Source organism: Anaerolineales bacterium (genome assembly GCA_030583885.1).
Taxonomy (GTDB): domain Bacteria; phylum Chloroflexota; class Anaerolineae; order Anaerolineales; family Villigracilaceae; genus Villigracilis.
The window spans coordinates 2,054,984-2,067,563 of the sequence record CP129480.1 but is presented as its reverse complement, the minus strand read 5'-3'; the positions used below and the strand labels follow the sequence as shown (position 1 = coordinate 2,067,563).

At 59.0% G+C, this 12,580-nt stretch carries 15 protein-coding genes; all 15 read right to left on the bottom strand.

Going from position 1 to position 12,580, the window contains the following annotated elements; all coding sequences use genetic code 11:
• Window positions 1-206: 206 nt before the first annotated feature.
• A complete protein-coding gene (locus QY332_10315) occupies window positions 207-1,037 on the bottom strand; it encodes a hypothetical protein (protein WKZ38323.1) in 831 nt (276 codons plus the stop codon).
• A 162-nt stretch (window positions 1,038-1,199) separates the two neighbouring features.
• On the bottom strand, window positions 1,200-2,486 hold the full coding sequence (locus QY332_10310; protein WKZ38322.1) for a hypothetical protein: 1,287 nt from the start codon (window positions 2,484-2,486) through the stop codon (window positions 1,200-1,202).
• Window positions 2,483-2,920 carry a hypothetical protein gene (locus QY332_10305; GenBank protein ID WKZ38321.1) on the bottom strand — a complete coding sequence of 146 codons (438 nt, stop codon included), beginning with the start codon at window positions 2,918-2,920 and terminating at the stop codon, window positions 2,483-2,485. The genes QY332_10310 and QY332_10305 overlap by 4 nt, the downstream gene beginning before the upstream one ends.
• Window positions 2,910-3,338 (bottom strand): hypothetical protein, encoded by a 429-nt coding sequence (locus QY332_10300; protein WKZ38320.1) that lies wholly within the window; start codon window positions 3,336-3,338, stop codon window positions 2,910-2,912. The genes QY332_10305 and QY332_10300 overlap by 11 nt, the downstream gene beginning before the upstream one ends.
• The gene (locus tag QY332_10295; protein ID WKZ38319.1) at window positions 3,338-3,754 is read right to left on the bottom strand and encodes a hypothetical protein; all 417 of its coding nucleotides are present in this window, start codon (window positions 3,752-3,754) and stop codon (window positions 3,338-3,340) included. The genes QY332_10300 and QY332_10295 overlap by 1 nt, the downstream gene beginning before the upstream one ends.
• A gap of 11 nt (window positions 3,755-3,765) precedes the next feature.
• The gene (locus QY332_10290) at window positions 3,766-3,954 is read right to left on the bottom strand and encodes a hypothetical protein (GenBank protein ID WKZ38318.1); all 189 of its coding nucleotides are present in this window, start codon (window positions 3,952-3,954) and stop codon (window positions 3,766-3,768) included.
• A gap of 65 nt (window positions 3,955-4,019) precedes the next feature.
• Window positions 4,020-4,481, bottom strand: a complete 462-nt coding sequence (locus QY332_10285; protein WKZ38317.1) for a hypothetical protein — start codon at window positions 4,479-4,481, stop codon at window positions 4,020-4,022.
• Window positions 4,468-5,037 (bottom strand): hypothetical protein, encoded by a 570-nt coding sequence (locus QY332_10280; protein ID WKZ38316.1) that lies wholly within the window; start codon window positions 5,035-5,037, stop codon window positions 4,468-4,470. Before QY332_10280 ends, QY332_10285 begins: the two co-directional genes overlap by 14 nt.
• Window positions 5,038-5,040: 3 nt before the next feature.
• Entirely contained in the window at window positions 5,041-7,257 is a 2,217-nt protein-coding gene (locus tag QY332_10275) for an Ig-like domain-containing protein (protein ID WKZ38315.1), read from the bottom strand.
• Window positions 7,245-7,607 carry a hypothetical protein gene (locus tag QY332_10270; protein ID WKZ38314.1) on the bottom strand — a complete coding sequence of 121 codons (363 nt, stop codon included), beginning with the start codon at window positions 7,605-7,607 and terminating at the stop codon, window positions 7,245-7,247. Before QY332_10270 ends, QY332_10275 begins: the two co-directional genes overlap by 13 nt.
• A complete protein-coding gene (locus tag QY332_10265; GenBank protein WKZ38313.1) occupies window positions 7,597-8,157 on the bottom strand; it encodes a methyltransferase in 561 nt (186 codons plus the stop codon). The genes QY332_10270 and QY332_10265 overlap by 11 nt, the downstream gene beginning before the upstream one ends.
• Before the next feature lie 2 nt (window positions 8,158-8,159).
• Window positions 8,160-9,026, bottom strand: a complete 867-nt coding sequence (locus tag QY332_10260) for a hypothetical protein (protein ID WKZ38312.1) — start codon at window positions 9,024-9,026, stop codon at window positions 8,160-8,162.
• An 11-nt stretch (window positions 9,027-9,037) separates the two neighbouring features.
• Window positions 9,038-9,994 carry a hypothetical protein gene (locus QY332_10255; protein WKZ38311.1) on the bottom strand — a complete coding sequence of 319 codons (957 nt, stop codon included), beginning with the start codon at window positions 9,992-9,994 and terminating at the stop codon, window positions 9,038-9,040.
• 10 nt (window positions 9,995-10,004) lie between these two features.
• On the bottom strand, window positions 10,005-11,237 hold the full coding sequence (locus tag QY332_10250) for an ATPase, T2SS/T4P/T4SS family (protein WKZ38310.1): 1,233 nt from the start codon (window positions 11,235-11,237) through the stop codon (window positions 10,005-10,007).
• Window position 11,238: 1 nt separating this feature from the next.
• The gene (locus QY332_10245; protein ID WKZ38309.1) at window positions 11,239-12,564 is read right to left on the bottom strand and encodes a ParA family protein; all 1,326 of its coding nucleotides are present in this window, start codon (window positions 12,562-12,564) and stop codon (window positions 11,239-11,241) included.
• Window positions 12,565-12,580: the final 16 nt, after the last annotated feature.

Below are 12,580 nucleotides of genomic sequence, written 5' to 3'. Positions count from 1 at the left end.
CGAAAGCCTTTCGGTCTTTTCGTTCAAACATAGTTAATAAGGCCTGCGTGAATACGAACAGCAATCCTCCCCCGCTGTCAATTTTCAGGCAAACCATTCTGTTTCTCGGTTGTTAAGGTGCGATCGGTTGAATACAGGCAAACGAACGCCTGAACACCTTCGGTTTGGGAGACATCGTGTGTCTCCCAAAAAGTCAGGCAGAGCCTTTATGCCGGGACCACGTTACCGTTCGAGCGAACCTTGAGGAGCTGCTGTGCCGCGTTCTTCAAGGCGATCTGCCCGTTGCCAACGGCAGCCATGTTCGCGTAATATGAGATGACATCCAGCGGCTGATCGCCCAGCGTCTGCCCCTTGCGCTTGCCCACGCCGATGACAAAGGCTTCACTGGAAGCCTCATCGAGAGCAGCAGGGGTGGCAGGCTCATCGTCGATGATCTCGTCATCGATAACGGGCGCCTGCTTCTTTGGCGCAGGTTTGGACAGCTTCGCCGCAGGTTTGGCGGGAGCGGACGGTTTCTCTGGTTTCGGTCCGGAATTGCCAACGGTCTTGTGGGAACGAAGCCCCAGATAGACCGACTTTTGGAAGCCGATGTTCGACACCGCCTTGCCGATCGCGTTGGTGATCGCGCCGGACAGCGCGTACCCCGCGTTATCGTTCAGGCTGCCGCCCGACGACGGCACTTCCAGGCGGTGTTCCCCGCCGTCACCGTCCACAAGCTTGAAACAGACGACCAGCTTCTTGAGGATCGCGCTGTTCGTCGTTCCCTGCCCGCGCTTGACGATCTCGTATTCCACATCGGCGACATCGTAGTGGTAGCCCCACCCGATCCCGCAAATGCCGAACAACCGATTGAGTTCGTCGCGCATGTAGCCCGGGTCGATGTCGGTCAGGTTCGCACCGCCAGGCACCGCTGAATAGGCATCGGCGGGCAGTTCGCGGTCCAGTTCGACCTCGATCTGCTTCAGGCTGAAACCGGTCAACGATTTGAGACTGGCATAGTCCATTTGAAATACCTCCATTGAGATGAAATAGCGCATCCCGGCGGTGATCCACCAGGACGCTTTGAACGTCTTGGTGAACCGCACGGAAATGCGCCGGAGGTATTTCCCCGGCATATTCACTTGGTAAGGTTCTGCCACAGGCCAGGTAGCCTGGGGAGACCGGTCTGCCTGGCAGACAAGCCTCCACGGAACACCCGGCTAGAATTCGGATGACCAGAGCGGGCTTTTGCCCTCCTCCACGTTGGCGTAACTTTCCTTGATGGTGGTTTCCAGTTCCATCGCCACGCCATGCAACCCAGCCACAACGCAGTCAGCAGCAATTCGTTCGCGCACGTCCGTAGTGGTCGCGGCAATCGCGACAACGCCGTTATTCAACGCCGAGAGTTTCTTCCAACGCTCCATTGTTGCGCGATCGCTTCCGTCATCAAGAAGCGCATACAGGGATTTATCCCCCCGCCCGACCCAGACATCCGGCTGGATGTCCGCCTCTTTGACCGGCGGCGAGACAAGCACATACCACCCGCGCCTGCGGGACTGGAGGGCAAAACTGGAAATCAGCGCAATCCTGGCGGCATCGTCACCGGCAAGGTCGAGGATGCGGCTGACCTCTCCTCTGAGGATGGGATGATCGGGGAACAATTTTTGGCAAAGCTCCCTCCCCTTTTCGGTCAGGATCGCCGCGTGTTGGGTGGTCGCGGGCGTCAGGGAACAATACTCAAACACTTCGACCAGTCCCGCTTTCTTCATATCGTCAAGTGTCCGTCTGCCCGCACCAGATCCCAGCGACGATCCGAACGGGCTGGACGTCAACAAATTCAATTCCATGTGGGACGTAATCCCGCGCGCGCCGATCAGATAAAGGACCAGCCATATCCGCTTCAGATGCTTGCGGGCGTCGCCGCCCGCGCGGTTTCCAACATACAGAGTCAGCGCTTCCGGATCCACGCCGCCCCTTGGATAGACGGTTTCCAGCATGAGTTTTGCGTCCGCCAGCAGAACTGACATCGGCGCGATGGCTTCCGCCGGAACCGCGGCAGGCGCGATTGCGGGAAAAGCGGTGCCTGGCAATACCGCCTGCCGCACGCTGGTCTTTAATCTATTGATCTGTTCTTCCAGATCCGCGACCATCGCGCGTGACGATTGCAGTTCGGCAGTCAATGTTTGGACCTCCGCGATCAGATCGGAAATACGGTGATCCTCCTTCGCGGACAAATTGCCGGTCAGCACTGCATCCCAGGTGGATTGAACGGGAATCGAATTCACGAACGACCGCCATTCTGCGACAGTCCAATTGCCGGGAGCGGATGGATCGCGGTGACGGATATCCTCCATACGCTTGCCGTCCAGGCGGACTGCCATATCCAACAAGACCTGTCGAAGATCGCGCACCGCCTGATCGCTGACAGCCCTCATCCGCCGTTCCGCGTTCAATATATCGCCCAGGGAACGCTGTCCCTGCAGGGAAAGGTCCATCGCTACAGTCACTTCAAGGCTCCAATGGCAAGTTCTGTCATCAGGATCGCCTCATCGCGGTCGAGCTGCCCGGTTGCCCAGCGCAGCGCGCCATCGGCAGCCATCAGGGTCGCACCTCGAGCCTCCGCAGTCGAAACCAGCCCGTTTTGCACGTCGCCATAAACGCGCCCGTACAGCACCTGCGCGGCGATGGGGTCGGGAGGAAGTTCCAACAGCATCGAAATCTCATCGATGTGGCCGCCTAGGACGACAATCTCCTTGTTGTGGGCGCGTTTGAGCTGCAATACCTGCCAGTCGTCCCACGTCATGACGCGCGGAACGCCCACCGCGGTCACGGGAGTCGCCTGCTGACCCATTCCTGCCAATCCAAGCAGGACGATAAGGACGACCAGTACCCCGCCAACCGCCATCAACCAGGACCGTTCGAGGTCGAGATCAATTTCCATACCGAACCCTCATTTCCGAGGTAGTCTCCACCCGCACTGTCATGCCGGGTGTGAAGGGAATGATGTTGCGGACCTGCGCCACAGCTGCGCAGTGGGCAAAACGCGGGCCTGGGAAATCCACAGTAAGCGATTCCACATACCGCACGGTTTCGGCATCTGTCAGGGTCCTTTGGAACACATCGCGGGCCTGCGCCCTGCCGCGATTGAAATCGATCCGCGCCTGGCCTGTCGAAAAGAAGTGGGCATGATCGAGAGGATCCACTGCCGCCTGACAAGCCGCGTCGGTCGCGGTATGCAGATGTCCGCGAATGTACATCATGCGCACGATGTCGATGCTCAGGCTTGCAAGCGGAATGCCAACGAACACCATCAGGGCCGCAACCCAGGCGTATATATCGCCACGACGGTCAAACAGCATTACCAGCCCTCCTGGCGAAAGACGCTTGTAGCTGTACCGGTGAAGTCCATATCCAGCCCGCCGCCGAACAACCCGGCGATCCCGCTGAGGAAATTGGGGACCGCCCAGGTGACGACGACATTGATCTGCGCTCCCGGAAAACCGCCTCCTGAAACGCTCACGGAATAGTCGCCAATGTTCGCATGGCTGATGGATTGCGCGGCGGCGGAGTACGCCGCGTGACCGGGCAGGCTTTGGGTGACGCTGCCAACACGCGCTCCATAATTGGCGGCATTGTTGGCATTCACGGAGGCAAACCCCGCCATCGTCAGGTTGAGAAATGCCAGGGTGATAAAAACAACCACAGGCAGGGCGATGGCGCTTTGCGCAAACTCATCCGCGCGCCTGGAGAATGGAAGTTTGCGGAGTCGGGACATGGCGATACCTTCTAAATGGCTCCCGCAGCGTCGGAGATCAGCCCGGCCACAGAGCTGCCAAACGCCTGGAACGCGGCAATGCCAAGCAGCACGACAAACACGATCACCACGGCCTTTTCACCAAACTCATCGGCGCGGCGTTCGGCGATCAAGCCCGCAATGCGGCGGGCAATACGATGAACGGACGAAACAACGAACATGGAAACTCTCCTTTTGATCAGATGAAATTAAACAAAAAAGCAACCTCTTCCCGGAGAGTTGCGCCTTAAAAAAAAGGCGCAATTCTCCCAGGGAGAAATTGCACGATGAACATTATATAAAGTTGCAGAAAAAATGTCAAGATGACAGCCGCCGCCATAACCGACAATTTTGGAAAGTCCGCGCGCGGACCGTGTTTGACCCAAACCCCAAGCCCCCAGACCCCCTCGACGATCACAGACACGACGCCCATGACAGGCCACAATCCGAACAACCCGCATTGCATCTTCCAGTCCGCGCCGCCCATCCAGCCGAGCATGGCGCAAATGGTGATGATGATCTGCGCGGCAAACACGTACCACATCGAAGGGTCATCATGGAATCTGTAGATGCCCATTCCAACGCCGACAAAAAAGAACGGGACGGTCACGGCATTGGATGCCTCGCGGCGCAGGAAATCCTGCCAGCCGGTCAATGCCAGCGCCGCCATGACCGCCATCTGCCCGGCAAGTTCGCTATTCCACGACATGGAAATACAACCTCGTCGGGTTATCCCAGTTCACGCCAAACTTTTTGCCAACCGCGTCCGCTTCGAGGTCAAAGAATTCGTCCGCCTGCGACATGGACTTCTCGACCGTTTTCACACCCCACCCCCAGCGGCTTTTGGTCAACAAGGGACGGTTCGCAAAATTTGCAATACGATCCGCAGCGCTCTTCTTTTTGTATGACCTGGTTCGGCGGTCATACAACACAATGTCCGATTTCGGACGGATGCTGACCACCACGCGGCGATTGTCATTCGTGCGCAGATCGACCGCATCGATTTCAACAACGGATCGGATCACCTCCACGACCTGCACAGGCTTGGGCAGCCCCGCGGACAGTTGATCGGACACCCACTCCATGGGATCGAGAGCGTCAAGCGCGCCTGCATACCCGCGGCGGGCGCTGCGCATTTGCATGGCATAGTAGTCCTGCGCCACGCGCTCGATCCCGCGCATGGATTCCGCCTGGCGGTGGTTATACACCGTCAGGATCAGGGAAAAGACGATCAACATGGCAACGACCAGAATTTCAAGGGACATGGTTTACTCCTTGTGGGACATGATATTTTTTCGCAAGGCGCGGGCCAGGGACCTGGCGGCGGATGGTCTTGGATCCCCGAGCGACTGCGAGGCGAACACGAACAGGAAAATCCCCGCAATCGCCAGCACAACGGATGAACGCGCTGCACCGGAAGACGCCATGGCATCAAAATTTCGTTTGGGTTCCTCCGGAAGCGGGATTGCAATTGCGGCGGCAGGCGGCGCTTCCATGAGTGGGACAGGCGTTGGTTCCTTTGGTTCGGACTGCGCGTATTGGAAGAAGGGAATGGTGACGACGCCTTTGGCGTTCGAGCAAACCCCGTGAACATCGCATGCGAGGACGACCACCGGGTAGTCGCCGTGCGGCATCAATTCCCCGTTCACCTTCCCGTTCCAGGAAACGACCTGCAACGGCGCGCCTGTGTAACTCCAAAGTATGTTTCCCTGCCGGTCATGGATGGAGATGGAAACGGTTGACACCTGGTAATAATTCGGCTGGACATTCAATTGCCCCGCCTCCGTAAATTGCCAGGCATCGGTCAACTCGACCAGCGGTCCCTGGTTGTTTACCAGGAGTTTGACCGATAGCGGCGGCATGACATTCCCGGCTTTGTCCGTGGCGCGAACCCATACGTCGTATTCCCCGTTTGGAAGATCGGATGTTTCAAAATGGTATGCCCAGGTCGATGCGTAGGACATCGGGAATGTGGAAAGCGACGCGAGTTTTGACGCCAGCAAAACCTTCTGCCAGCTGCCGCCCCCATTCATGCTGATCTCCAAAACATCCACGCCTGATGTTTCATCGAAGGACGTGCCGTGTACCCATACAGTCTTATCGACCACGGCGCCGCTGGATGGAGATGTGATGTCGATCACGGGGCCTATTGTGTCTACACGCAATGAGGATGGAATTGTGAACTCATTCCCCGCAGCGTCCACAGCCCGAAATTCCAGGTTGTACACGCCGTCATCGAGCGCGGGAATGGACGAGCCCGAGATCCATCCCGACCCGCTCATTCGGTATTCCACGCGCTCCACCCCGGATCCCGAATCGGACGCCGAAAGGTCGATGGTCACGGGCGAGACGTACCAATTGCCCAAGCCTTTATCGCCATTCGTCGAGAACGACAGCGTGGGTTTGATCGTATCAACCGAGATCGCGCGCGATTGAATGGTCTGGTTTCCCGCTGCATCCCGGGCGCGAATCAGAAGGGAATGCTCGCCGTCCGTAAAAGTTTGAGGGAAGGATTGCCAGGTCACCCCGCTGTTTCGCGATATTTCGAGTGAAGCAAGCCCGGAAAGCGCGTCAACGGCAGACGCGTTCACCTCCACGTCAGACAGCCACCAGCCATTCTCTCCAGGCAGACCGGTGCTGGTCGTCGTAATTTCGGGACCGATGGAGTCCACCTTGAATGTCATCGCCGTGGAGCGAACGTTTCCCGCGCGGTCCGTCACGGTTGCCAGAATGTCGTGCGTGCCATCCATCAGGGCGAACGGCGGAGTGCGCACAAAGCCATTATCCGTTACAAGCATGGATTGAATTCCAGATCCATCGTCCGAAGCGGACACGCTGATCACGGCACTGCGATACCAGCCGCCCTGCTGGTCGCCGGACGCATTCAGGACCACGTCAGGCCTGGCATTGTCGAATTTGAACGCGATCGTTTGATTGGAACTGGACAACCCGGATGCGGATGAGGTTGCGCGATAGGTGACCGTCCCCTCCCCCACCAGCATGTTCACATCGCACGGATTCCCGCATGAGAAACTCGTCGAGCTCGAGCCAACCGTCCTCGTGCCGCTGATCGTCACCACCCCGCCCGCAGGGTCGGAAGCCGTAATGCGAATCTTTCCGTTGTCGATGCACCACCCGGACGCGCCCGAAATCCCGCACACCAACGATGCTGACGCGGTGGGCGGGCTTGGAGGCGGAGGCGGAGGCGGGTCGCCGCATTCATCCTCGTCCAGACATCGGTATTCGACGCAGTTCCTGGGCCAGGCATTCGGATCCCATACCGTACAACGAATGCACGCGAACGGACAGGCATCCGCGCTCGACCCGACCACGTAGCGCAGCGACGGGGATTCGGACAAGACATCGGCATCGATCCTCCCGAGCCACAAGCTTGACAGCGCGAGAAACGCGGTCACCAACAAAAGGGCGGCAAACGCCTTGAATGGATCGATCCATGATAAAAAATGCTTTATTAACTTTTGCATAAATGCCTCCTTTGCATCAGCCAGAAAATTTCGCCCACGATCAACAAGCCCTCCTCGACCGCCTTCGGGGCGGATAGCGAGCCGAGCCAGTCCGCGCACTCCTCCATGGAGTTGATGCGCATCCCGCTGTGAGCGAACAGCCAGTCGAACAAACGCCTGGATTCGTCCCGCGTCAACGACCGGTCGTGAAAGGACAGATGCCCCATGATCACGACCAGGACCTCCTTCGGGCACTTCTGCAGATAGGCCGGACAGACGTGCCGCACATCGGTCGTCCAGCAGCCGCAGGAGGGACACTGCCAGCCTGCGCTGGTGGTCAGGCCTGTGCGTTGAAACAAACTACCAAACATAAGGGATCAGCCTCCATTGCACATTTTTCTTGTAGGGTTCGTACCCGGAAAGAACAGCTTCCTCCGCATGGATTCGCGCAAGGATCATCGCGGCGATCAGCCCCGTGACCCACAGGTTTCGCGGGCTGGGCTCCGCCAGGCACAGCCCAAGGAAGGACAGCATCTCGCCCGCGTACATCGGGTGGCGCACATACCGGTACGGTCCTTTTTCCACCAGTCCGCGGTCGTCCGGGGAGATCGAGAACGACCTGCCCAGCACGACCAGCGACCAGACCGACAAGGCAAGTCCGGGAACGACCATCCACAGCGCAGACCGCACATCTCCAGCCTGCAATAGAAAGGGCATGAACGCACAGACCCAGGCCTGGAGGTGTTGATGCCAGGGACCCGTTTTTCCCGCCGGACGGTGAATAAGGAGCAGGCTGGCGGCCAGCCCCGCCTGCGTGGCAAGCAGGACGGAGACCATCCCTCCCCCATGGGCGGCATCCTGCAGCCTGAGAAGGTACAGGAACACGAAGGCGGCTGCGCCGAAAATATTCAGGATCTCCATCGTTAGAAACTTTGAAAGATCGCCGCGCCCAGGGGAATGAAGATCGCAAGCATGAATGGAATGAAGATATAGAGGGTCATCGGCAACAATAATTTATTGCCCAGCTTTTCCGACTCGCTCTTGATCTCGGAGCGGTACTCGCGGGCGAGTCCGCGCGCAACCTCGCCCATCTGTTTCGGTCCTTCAGCACCCTTCTCCGCCACCAGGTCGATCTGACGGGCGAACGCTTCGATGTGGGTTATGCGGTATTTGGAAAAATGTTCCACCAGCACGCCGTCGATCAGGTCACGGGAAAAGATCAAGCGTCCCGACTGTTGCGCGATCGATACCGTATCCTTGATCAGCCTTCCGAGCGGACCCGGCAGGTTCGCGGCACGGGTGATGGCCGTCTCCGCGCTGCTGCCCGCACTCATTTCCGCCGCAATCAGGGCGGCGGCTTCGGGAAGCCCGCGCTTCACCGACTTGCGGACATCGTCCGCCCTGCTCTTCAATTTCATGTAGGGAAAATAAGCGGCGATGGCGACCGCGAGAAAGAAGGTGAGGCTGTATGCGTTGAACATCAGGATGTAGGCCATGCCGCCCAACAAATACAGGATCGAGGATCCCAGCACGCTGCCGACGGTCTTGCCGTCGTAGTATCCACCGAGCTGCGCCCACATCAACTCATATTCCCAGCCTTCGATGGTCAGACCGAAGCGATCCATCACCGTATCACCAAGGCGGTCCGCGACACCGCGGCGATCGGCCGTCGCAAAACGGTTCATGCGGGACGACGCCCCGCCGCCGAACGAGAATTCGACGCGCCTGAAATATCCATACCCGATCAGCGAGATCAGGAACGCCGCGATCAATGCAATCATGGTTTCCATTCAAAAGCCTCCTACACCACGTTCTCGATCAGGTCGCTGACCTGCGAGTGACCGTACACGATCAAAAAGGATATGACCGCGTATGCGATCTGGATCAATGGCGAGGACGACGCCTGCGCCAGCGCGTCCGAATTCAGCATGAAGCCGATCATGCCGAAGGTCATGACAGTCAGGATGTTGACGGTTCCCTGGGCTCCCCCGCCCTTTGCGCGCGCTTCCACGCGGGCATTCAGCACGCTCTCCAGGTTTTCCGCCGCGGCTTCAAACGCCTTCATGTACCCCTCCCCGCCCGTCTGCCACACGCGCCCGATCAGTTCCGCCGCAATCGACAGCGAAATGGAAATTCCAGCCGCATCCGCGCGGATTTCCTCGATCACGCCATATCCCTCCTTGTGCATCCGCGCCGCCGTCTCCTGCGCCCAGACCCGAAGCGGTCCGTTCGACTTCAAGGTTTCCGATACCATCTCCAGGGCGGAAGGTACATTCGGGGTGGTCTGCAGGACCGAAGAGAGCCGCAGCAGCAGGGACGGCAGTTCGCCTTCGATTTCCGTGCGAACCCTGCTCCAGGAGCGGGATACCCAGCCGTTGACAAACACCCGCCCGGCGATCAGTCCGACCAGCGAGGTCACAAACGGAAGCCCGATGAGCATCAGGGCGACGCTCATTGCGATACCGACGCCGATCGACGCCATGAACAAATAGGATTGCTCGTTCCCAGCGGCGTCCATATTGACCGTGCCAAAGGCGATCCGGATCTTATGCTCCTGGCTGCCAACATTTATGGGCACCGCCTTGCTGGTTTGCGCCTTGCCCAAAAATCCGTCCAGGCGGGTCCTGGAGCGCAGGCTGAAATTTATCGAGATCCCCTGACCAAAAACATATCCCGCCCATGCGACCGCGCCCGCTCCAAGGAACGGGATCACCATGGCCATGCTGAAAGGTAAATCAAAAATGGTAAGACTGTTCATAACTTCTCCCTTACACGCGCCGTTCGATTCCAACCGGCTGAAGTACGTCGTCGCCCGCTTTGTACAATTGACGGAATTGCACATTCCCGCCCTTGAGCGATTTTTCAACCTCCCACACGCCGATCATGGCGCGTTTCCCGTTCTGCCAGCCGACCTGCACGATCATGTCCACCGCCTGGCAGAACATTTCCTTGGCGGCTTCCGCGCGGATACCGACATCCGCCGCCAGCAGCAGGTTCAGGCGCATGACCGCAGTCTCCGGCCCTTCGGCGTGAAACGTGGACAGTCCCGGATGATCGGACATCTGGGCGCGAAACAATGCCGCCACCGCGTCGCCTCTGCGCATCTCCCCCACGATCAACCACTTCGGGGACATGCGCATGGCGTCGTCCACCGCCGAGGCAAGGGAGTACGGCGCAATGCTCGATCCCACCTGCGCAGGACGCGCTTCGAGGGTGACAACATGCGGATGGTTCAGCCAGATCTCCTCGGGGTCTTCGATTTTCACAACACGCGCATCGCGCGGAATGCCGTAACACAAGGCTGAGAGCAGCGTCGTTTTACCGGACGCGGTCCCACCGATCACAAGCACGCGCAGCCCCCGCCCAACCGCCTTGACCAAACCATCGATCACAGGCGCAGGGGCAACCTTCCATTCGATCAGTTTTTCAGGCGGAACCGGTTTCGGCTCGAACAGACGGATATTGATCGACGGGAACCCCAAGCCCGGCGCTACAACGGGATGAATGATCTTCACGCGGGCGCCGCCTGCCAGCCCCTCCTGGCGGGGAATCTTCGCATCGACCGAGGGCGAGGCTTCGGAGACAGACCTTCCCAGCGGCGCAAGCAATGTTTCGACCGCCCGCCACACCTCGGTGTCCTTCGGTTTGATGGGATGTTTCTCGAAATGTGGGGCGCCTTTCTTCAAGAGCCATACTTCCCCATTAGGGGTAACGGTAATTTCCGACAGACCCGAGTCGGTCCGCAGGAGCGGCTCGAGAAACCCGAGACCGCCGATCCTCGCCACCACTTCGCGGGCAATACCTTCGATATCCATGGTCCGCAAGCCAATCCTGTTCAAGGTTGTTTGGACCAGCGGCATCACACGCGCAAGCAGTTTTTCGCGGTCGCCCCGCATCTCGCTGAGCGACATCGCGCCCAACTGCCCGGACACGTCATCCACAATCCGCTTGCGATCCGCTTCGGTAATCTCTTCCAGAGCGGTGCTCCAGCCAGCGCTCATGTTATTTTGTCCTTATCTTGATCGGTCCCAGGCGAAGCACCTGACCCGATTCGCGCTTTCCCTGGGATATGGCATTCTCCGCCGTTGCACCGCCAAAAAGCATGTCCGCCAGGCGGTGGATTGGACGCGCGAATTCATCGGATGCATCCAGCGCCGGGCGGCCATTGTCCTGCGCAAGCCCAACCTCGGGGGAATATGGGATTGTGGCCACCACCGGCGGAAACCCAACCGCCAATCCCATTTTTCGGCAGGCGGAGTCTGCAGCGCGATGCCATTCATCCGCAGTCATCATGCCGTTCGTACGCTGGTTCAACACAACGAATATATTGCCGGGGATGATCCTGTGCTGCCCCGCCGAGCGCTGGGTGACCATGCGGAAGGCCTCGACCGAAGCCCAGGCGTCTGCAATTGTTGGGCGCGCGACCATCAGCCAGGTGTTGGCGGCGGAAATGGCGCGAGGCGCAAGCCCGGCAGACGGGGTATCGAGAACGATCGAGGCATACCCGCTGTACGCGGCGGAGGTGACCAATTCGGACAGGGAACCTTTTTGTTCGGCAGGGCGATCCCCGTGAGACTCGGAGATAATGTCGGGAAAGCCAGCAATCACATGCAAGTCGCCAAGCGGTTGGAGGCTGGCACGCAAGCCGTCATCCGATGGATTCGCGATCCAGTTTGTGATGTTCGGTTCGGGCTGCAACCCCATCACGAGCGGCAATACATCCGGGCTTCCCAGTCCGATCAGCAGGGATTTCAATTGTTTCCTTGCCACTGCCTGCGCCAATGCGCCTGCAATGGTGGTCTTGCCCGTCCCGCCGGATCGACTCCAGACGGTAATGATACGCAGTCCGCCAATCGCGCTGCCGCCGCTGCGTCCGCCCGCCCACGCTGTAGGCGCGACGGATGGGGCGGATCGCCGAAGAGCGCTTGCCTCGGCGTATGCGCGATTTTGAAAATCTGCCAGGTTGACATCGCCAACGAATACGTGCTTCACCGAGGGGATGGATTTGAAATCCGTTATCGCCTCCTCTTTTACCGATGGAGGAACGATCAGGTACACCGACCCGGCGATGGAAGTCAATGCCTCCACCAGCGGCTGCGGTCCATCGAAGATGGTGGCGTCCAGCAGGATCACCTCCGGGGAGGATGCAAGCTTGACCCGAAAATCCTGCGGGTCGGTTGCCATGTTGGTGATGCGGAATCTCGCGTCCACCTGCAGCCCCTGATACCAGGTCATGCTGTGTCCCATATCGCGGTGCGCAAGCAGGACGCTGACAGGCGCATCCTGCCCAACGCTATTGCCTTGCTGTTGAATGCCCCAGCCAGTCATGGTTCAACCTCCTTCT

What these genes read in the sequence shown, in the direction of transcription:
- QY332_10260 (WKZ38312.1), bottom strand. Translation starts at nt 9,026, where the DNA reads ATGGAAACCATGATTGCATTGATCGCGGCGTTCCTGATCTCGCTGATC.
- QY332_10285 (WKZ38317.1), bottom strand. Translation starts at nt 4,481, where the DNA reads ATGTCGTGGAATAGCGAACTTGCCGGGCAGATGGCGGTCATGGCGGCG.
- QY332_10275 (WKZ38315.1), bottom strand. Translation starts at nt 7,257, where the DNA reads ATGCAAAAGTTAATAAAGCATTTTTTATCATGGATCGATCCATTCAAG.
- QY332_10300 (WKZ38320.1), bottom strand. Translation starts at nt 3,338, where the DNA reads ATGCTGTTTGACCGTCGTGGCGATATATACGCCTGGGTTGCGGCCCTG.
- QY332_10280 (WKZ38316.1), bottom strand. Translation starts at nt 5,037, where the DNA reads ATGTCCCTTGAAATTCTGGTCGTTGCCATGTTGATCGTCTTTTCCCTG.
- QY332_10265 (WKZ38313.1), bottom strand. Translation starts at nt 8,157, where the DNA reads ATGGAGATCCTGAATATTTTCGGCGCAGCCGCCTTCGTGTTCCTGTAC.
- QY332_10255 (WKZ38311.1), bottom strand. Translation starts at nt 9,994, where the DNA reads ATGAACAGTCTTACCATTTTTGATTTACCTTTCAGCATGGCCATGGTG.
- QY332_10270 (WKZ38314.1), bottom strand. Translation starts at nt 7,607, where the DNA reads ATGTTTGGTAGTTTGTTTCAACGCACAGGCCTGACCACCAGCGCAGGC.
- QY332_10250 (WKZ38310.1), bottom strand. Translation starts at nt 11,237, where the DNA reads ATGAGCGCTGGCTGGAGCACCGCTCTGGAAGAGATTACCGAAGCGGAT.
- QY332_10295 (WKZ38319.1), bottom strand. Translation starts at nt 3,754, where the DNA reads ATGTCCCGACTCCGCAAACTTCCATTCTCCAGGCGCGCGGATGAGTTT.
- QY332_10305 (WKZ38321.1), bottom strand. Translation starts at nt 2,920, where the DNA reads ATGGAAATTGATCTCGACCTCGAACGGTCCTGGTTGATGGCGGTTGGC.
- QY332_10290 (WKZ38318.1), bottom strand. Translation starts at nt 3,954, where the DNA reads ATGTTCGTTGTTTCGTCCGTTCATCGTATTGCCCGCCGCATTGCGGGC.
- QY332_10245 (WKZ38309.1), bottom strand. Translation starts at nt 12,564, where the DNA reads ATGACTGGCTGGGGCATTCAACAGCAAGGCAATAGCGTTGGGCAGGAT.
- QY332_10315 (WKZ38323.1), bottom strand. Translation starts at nt 1,037, where the DNA reads ATGCGCTATTTCATCTCAATGGAGGTATTTCAAATGGACTATGCCAGT.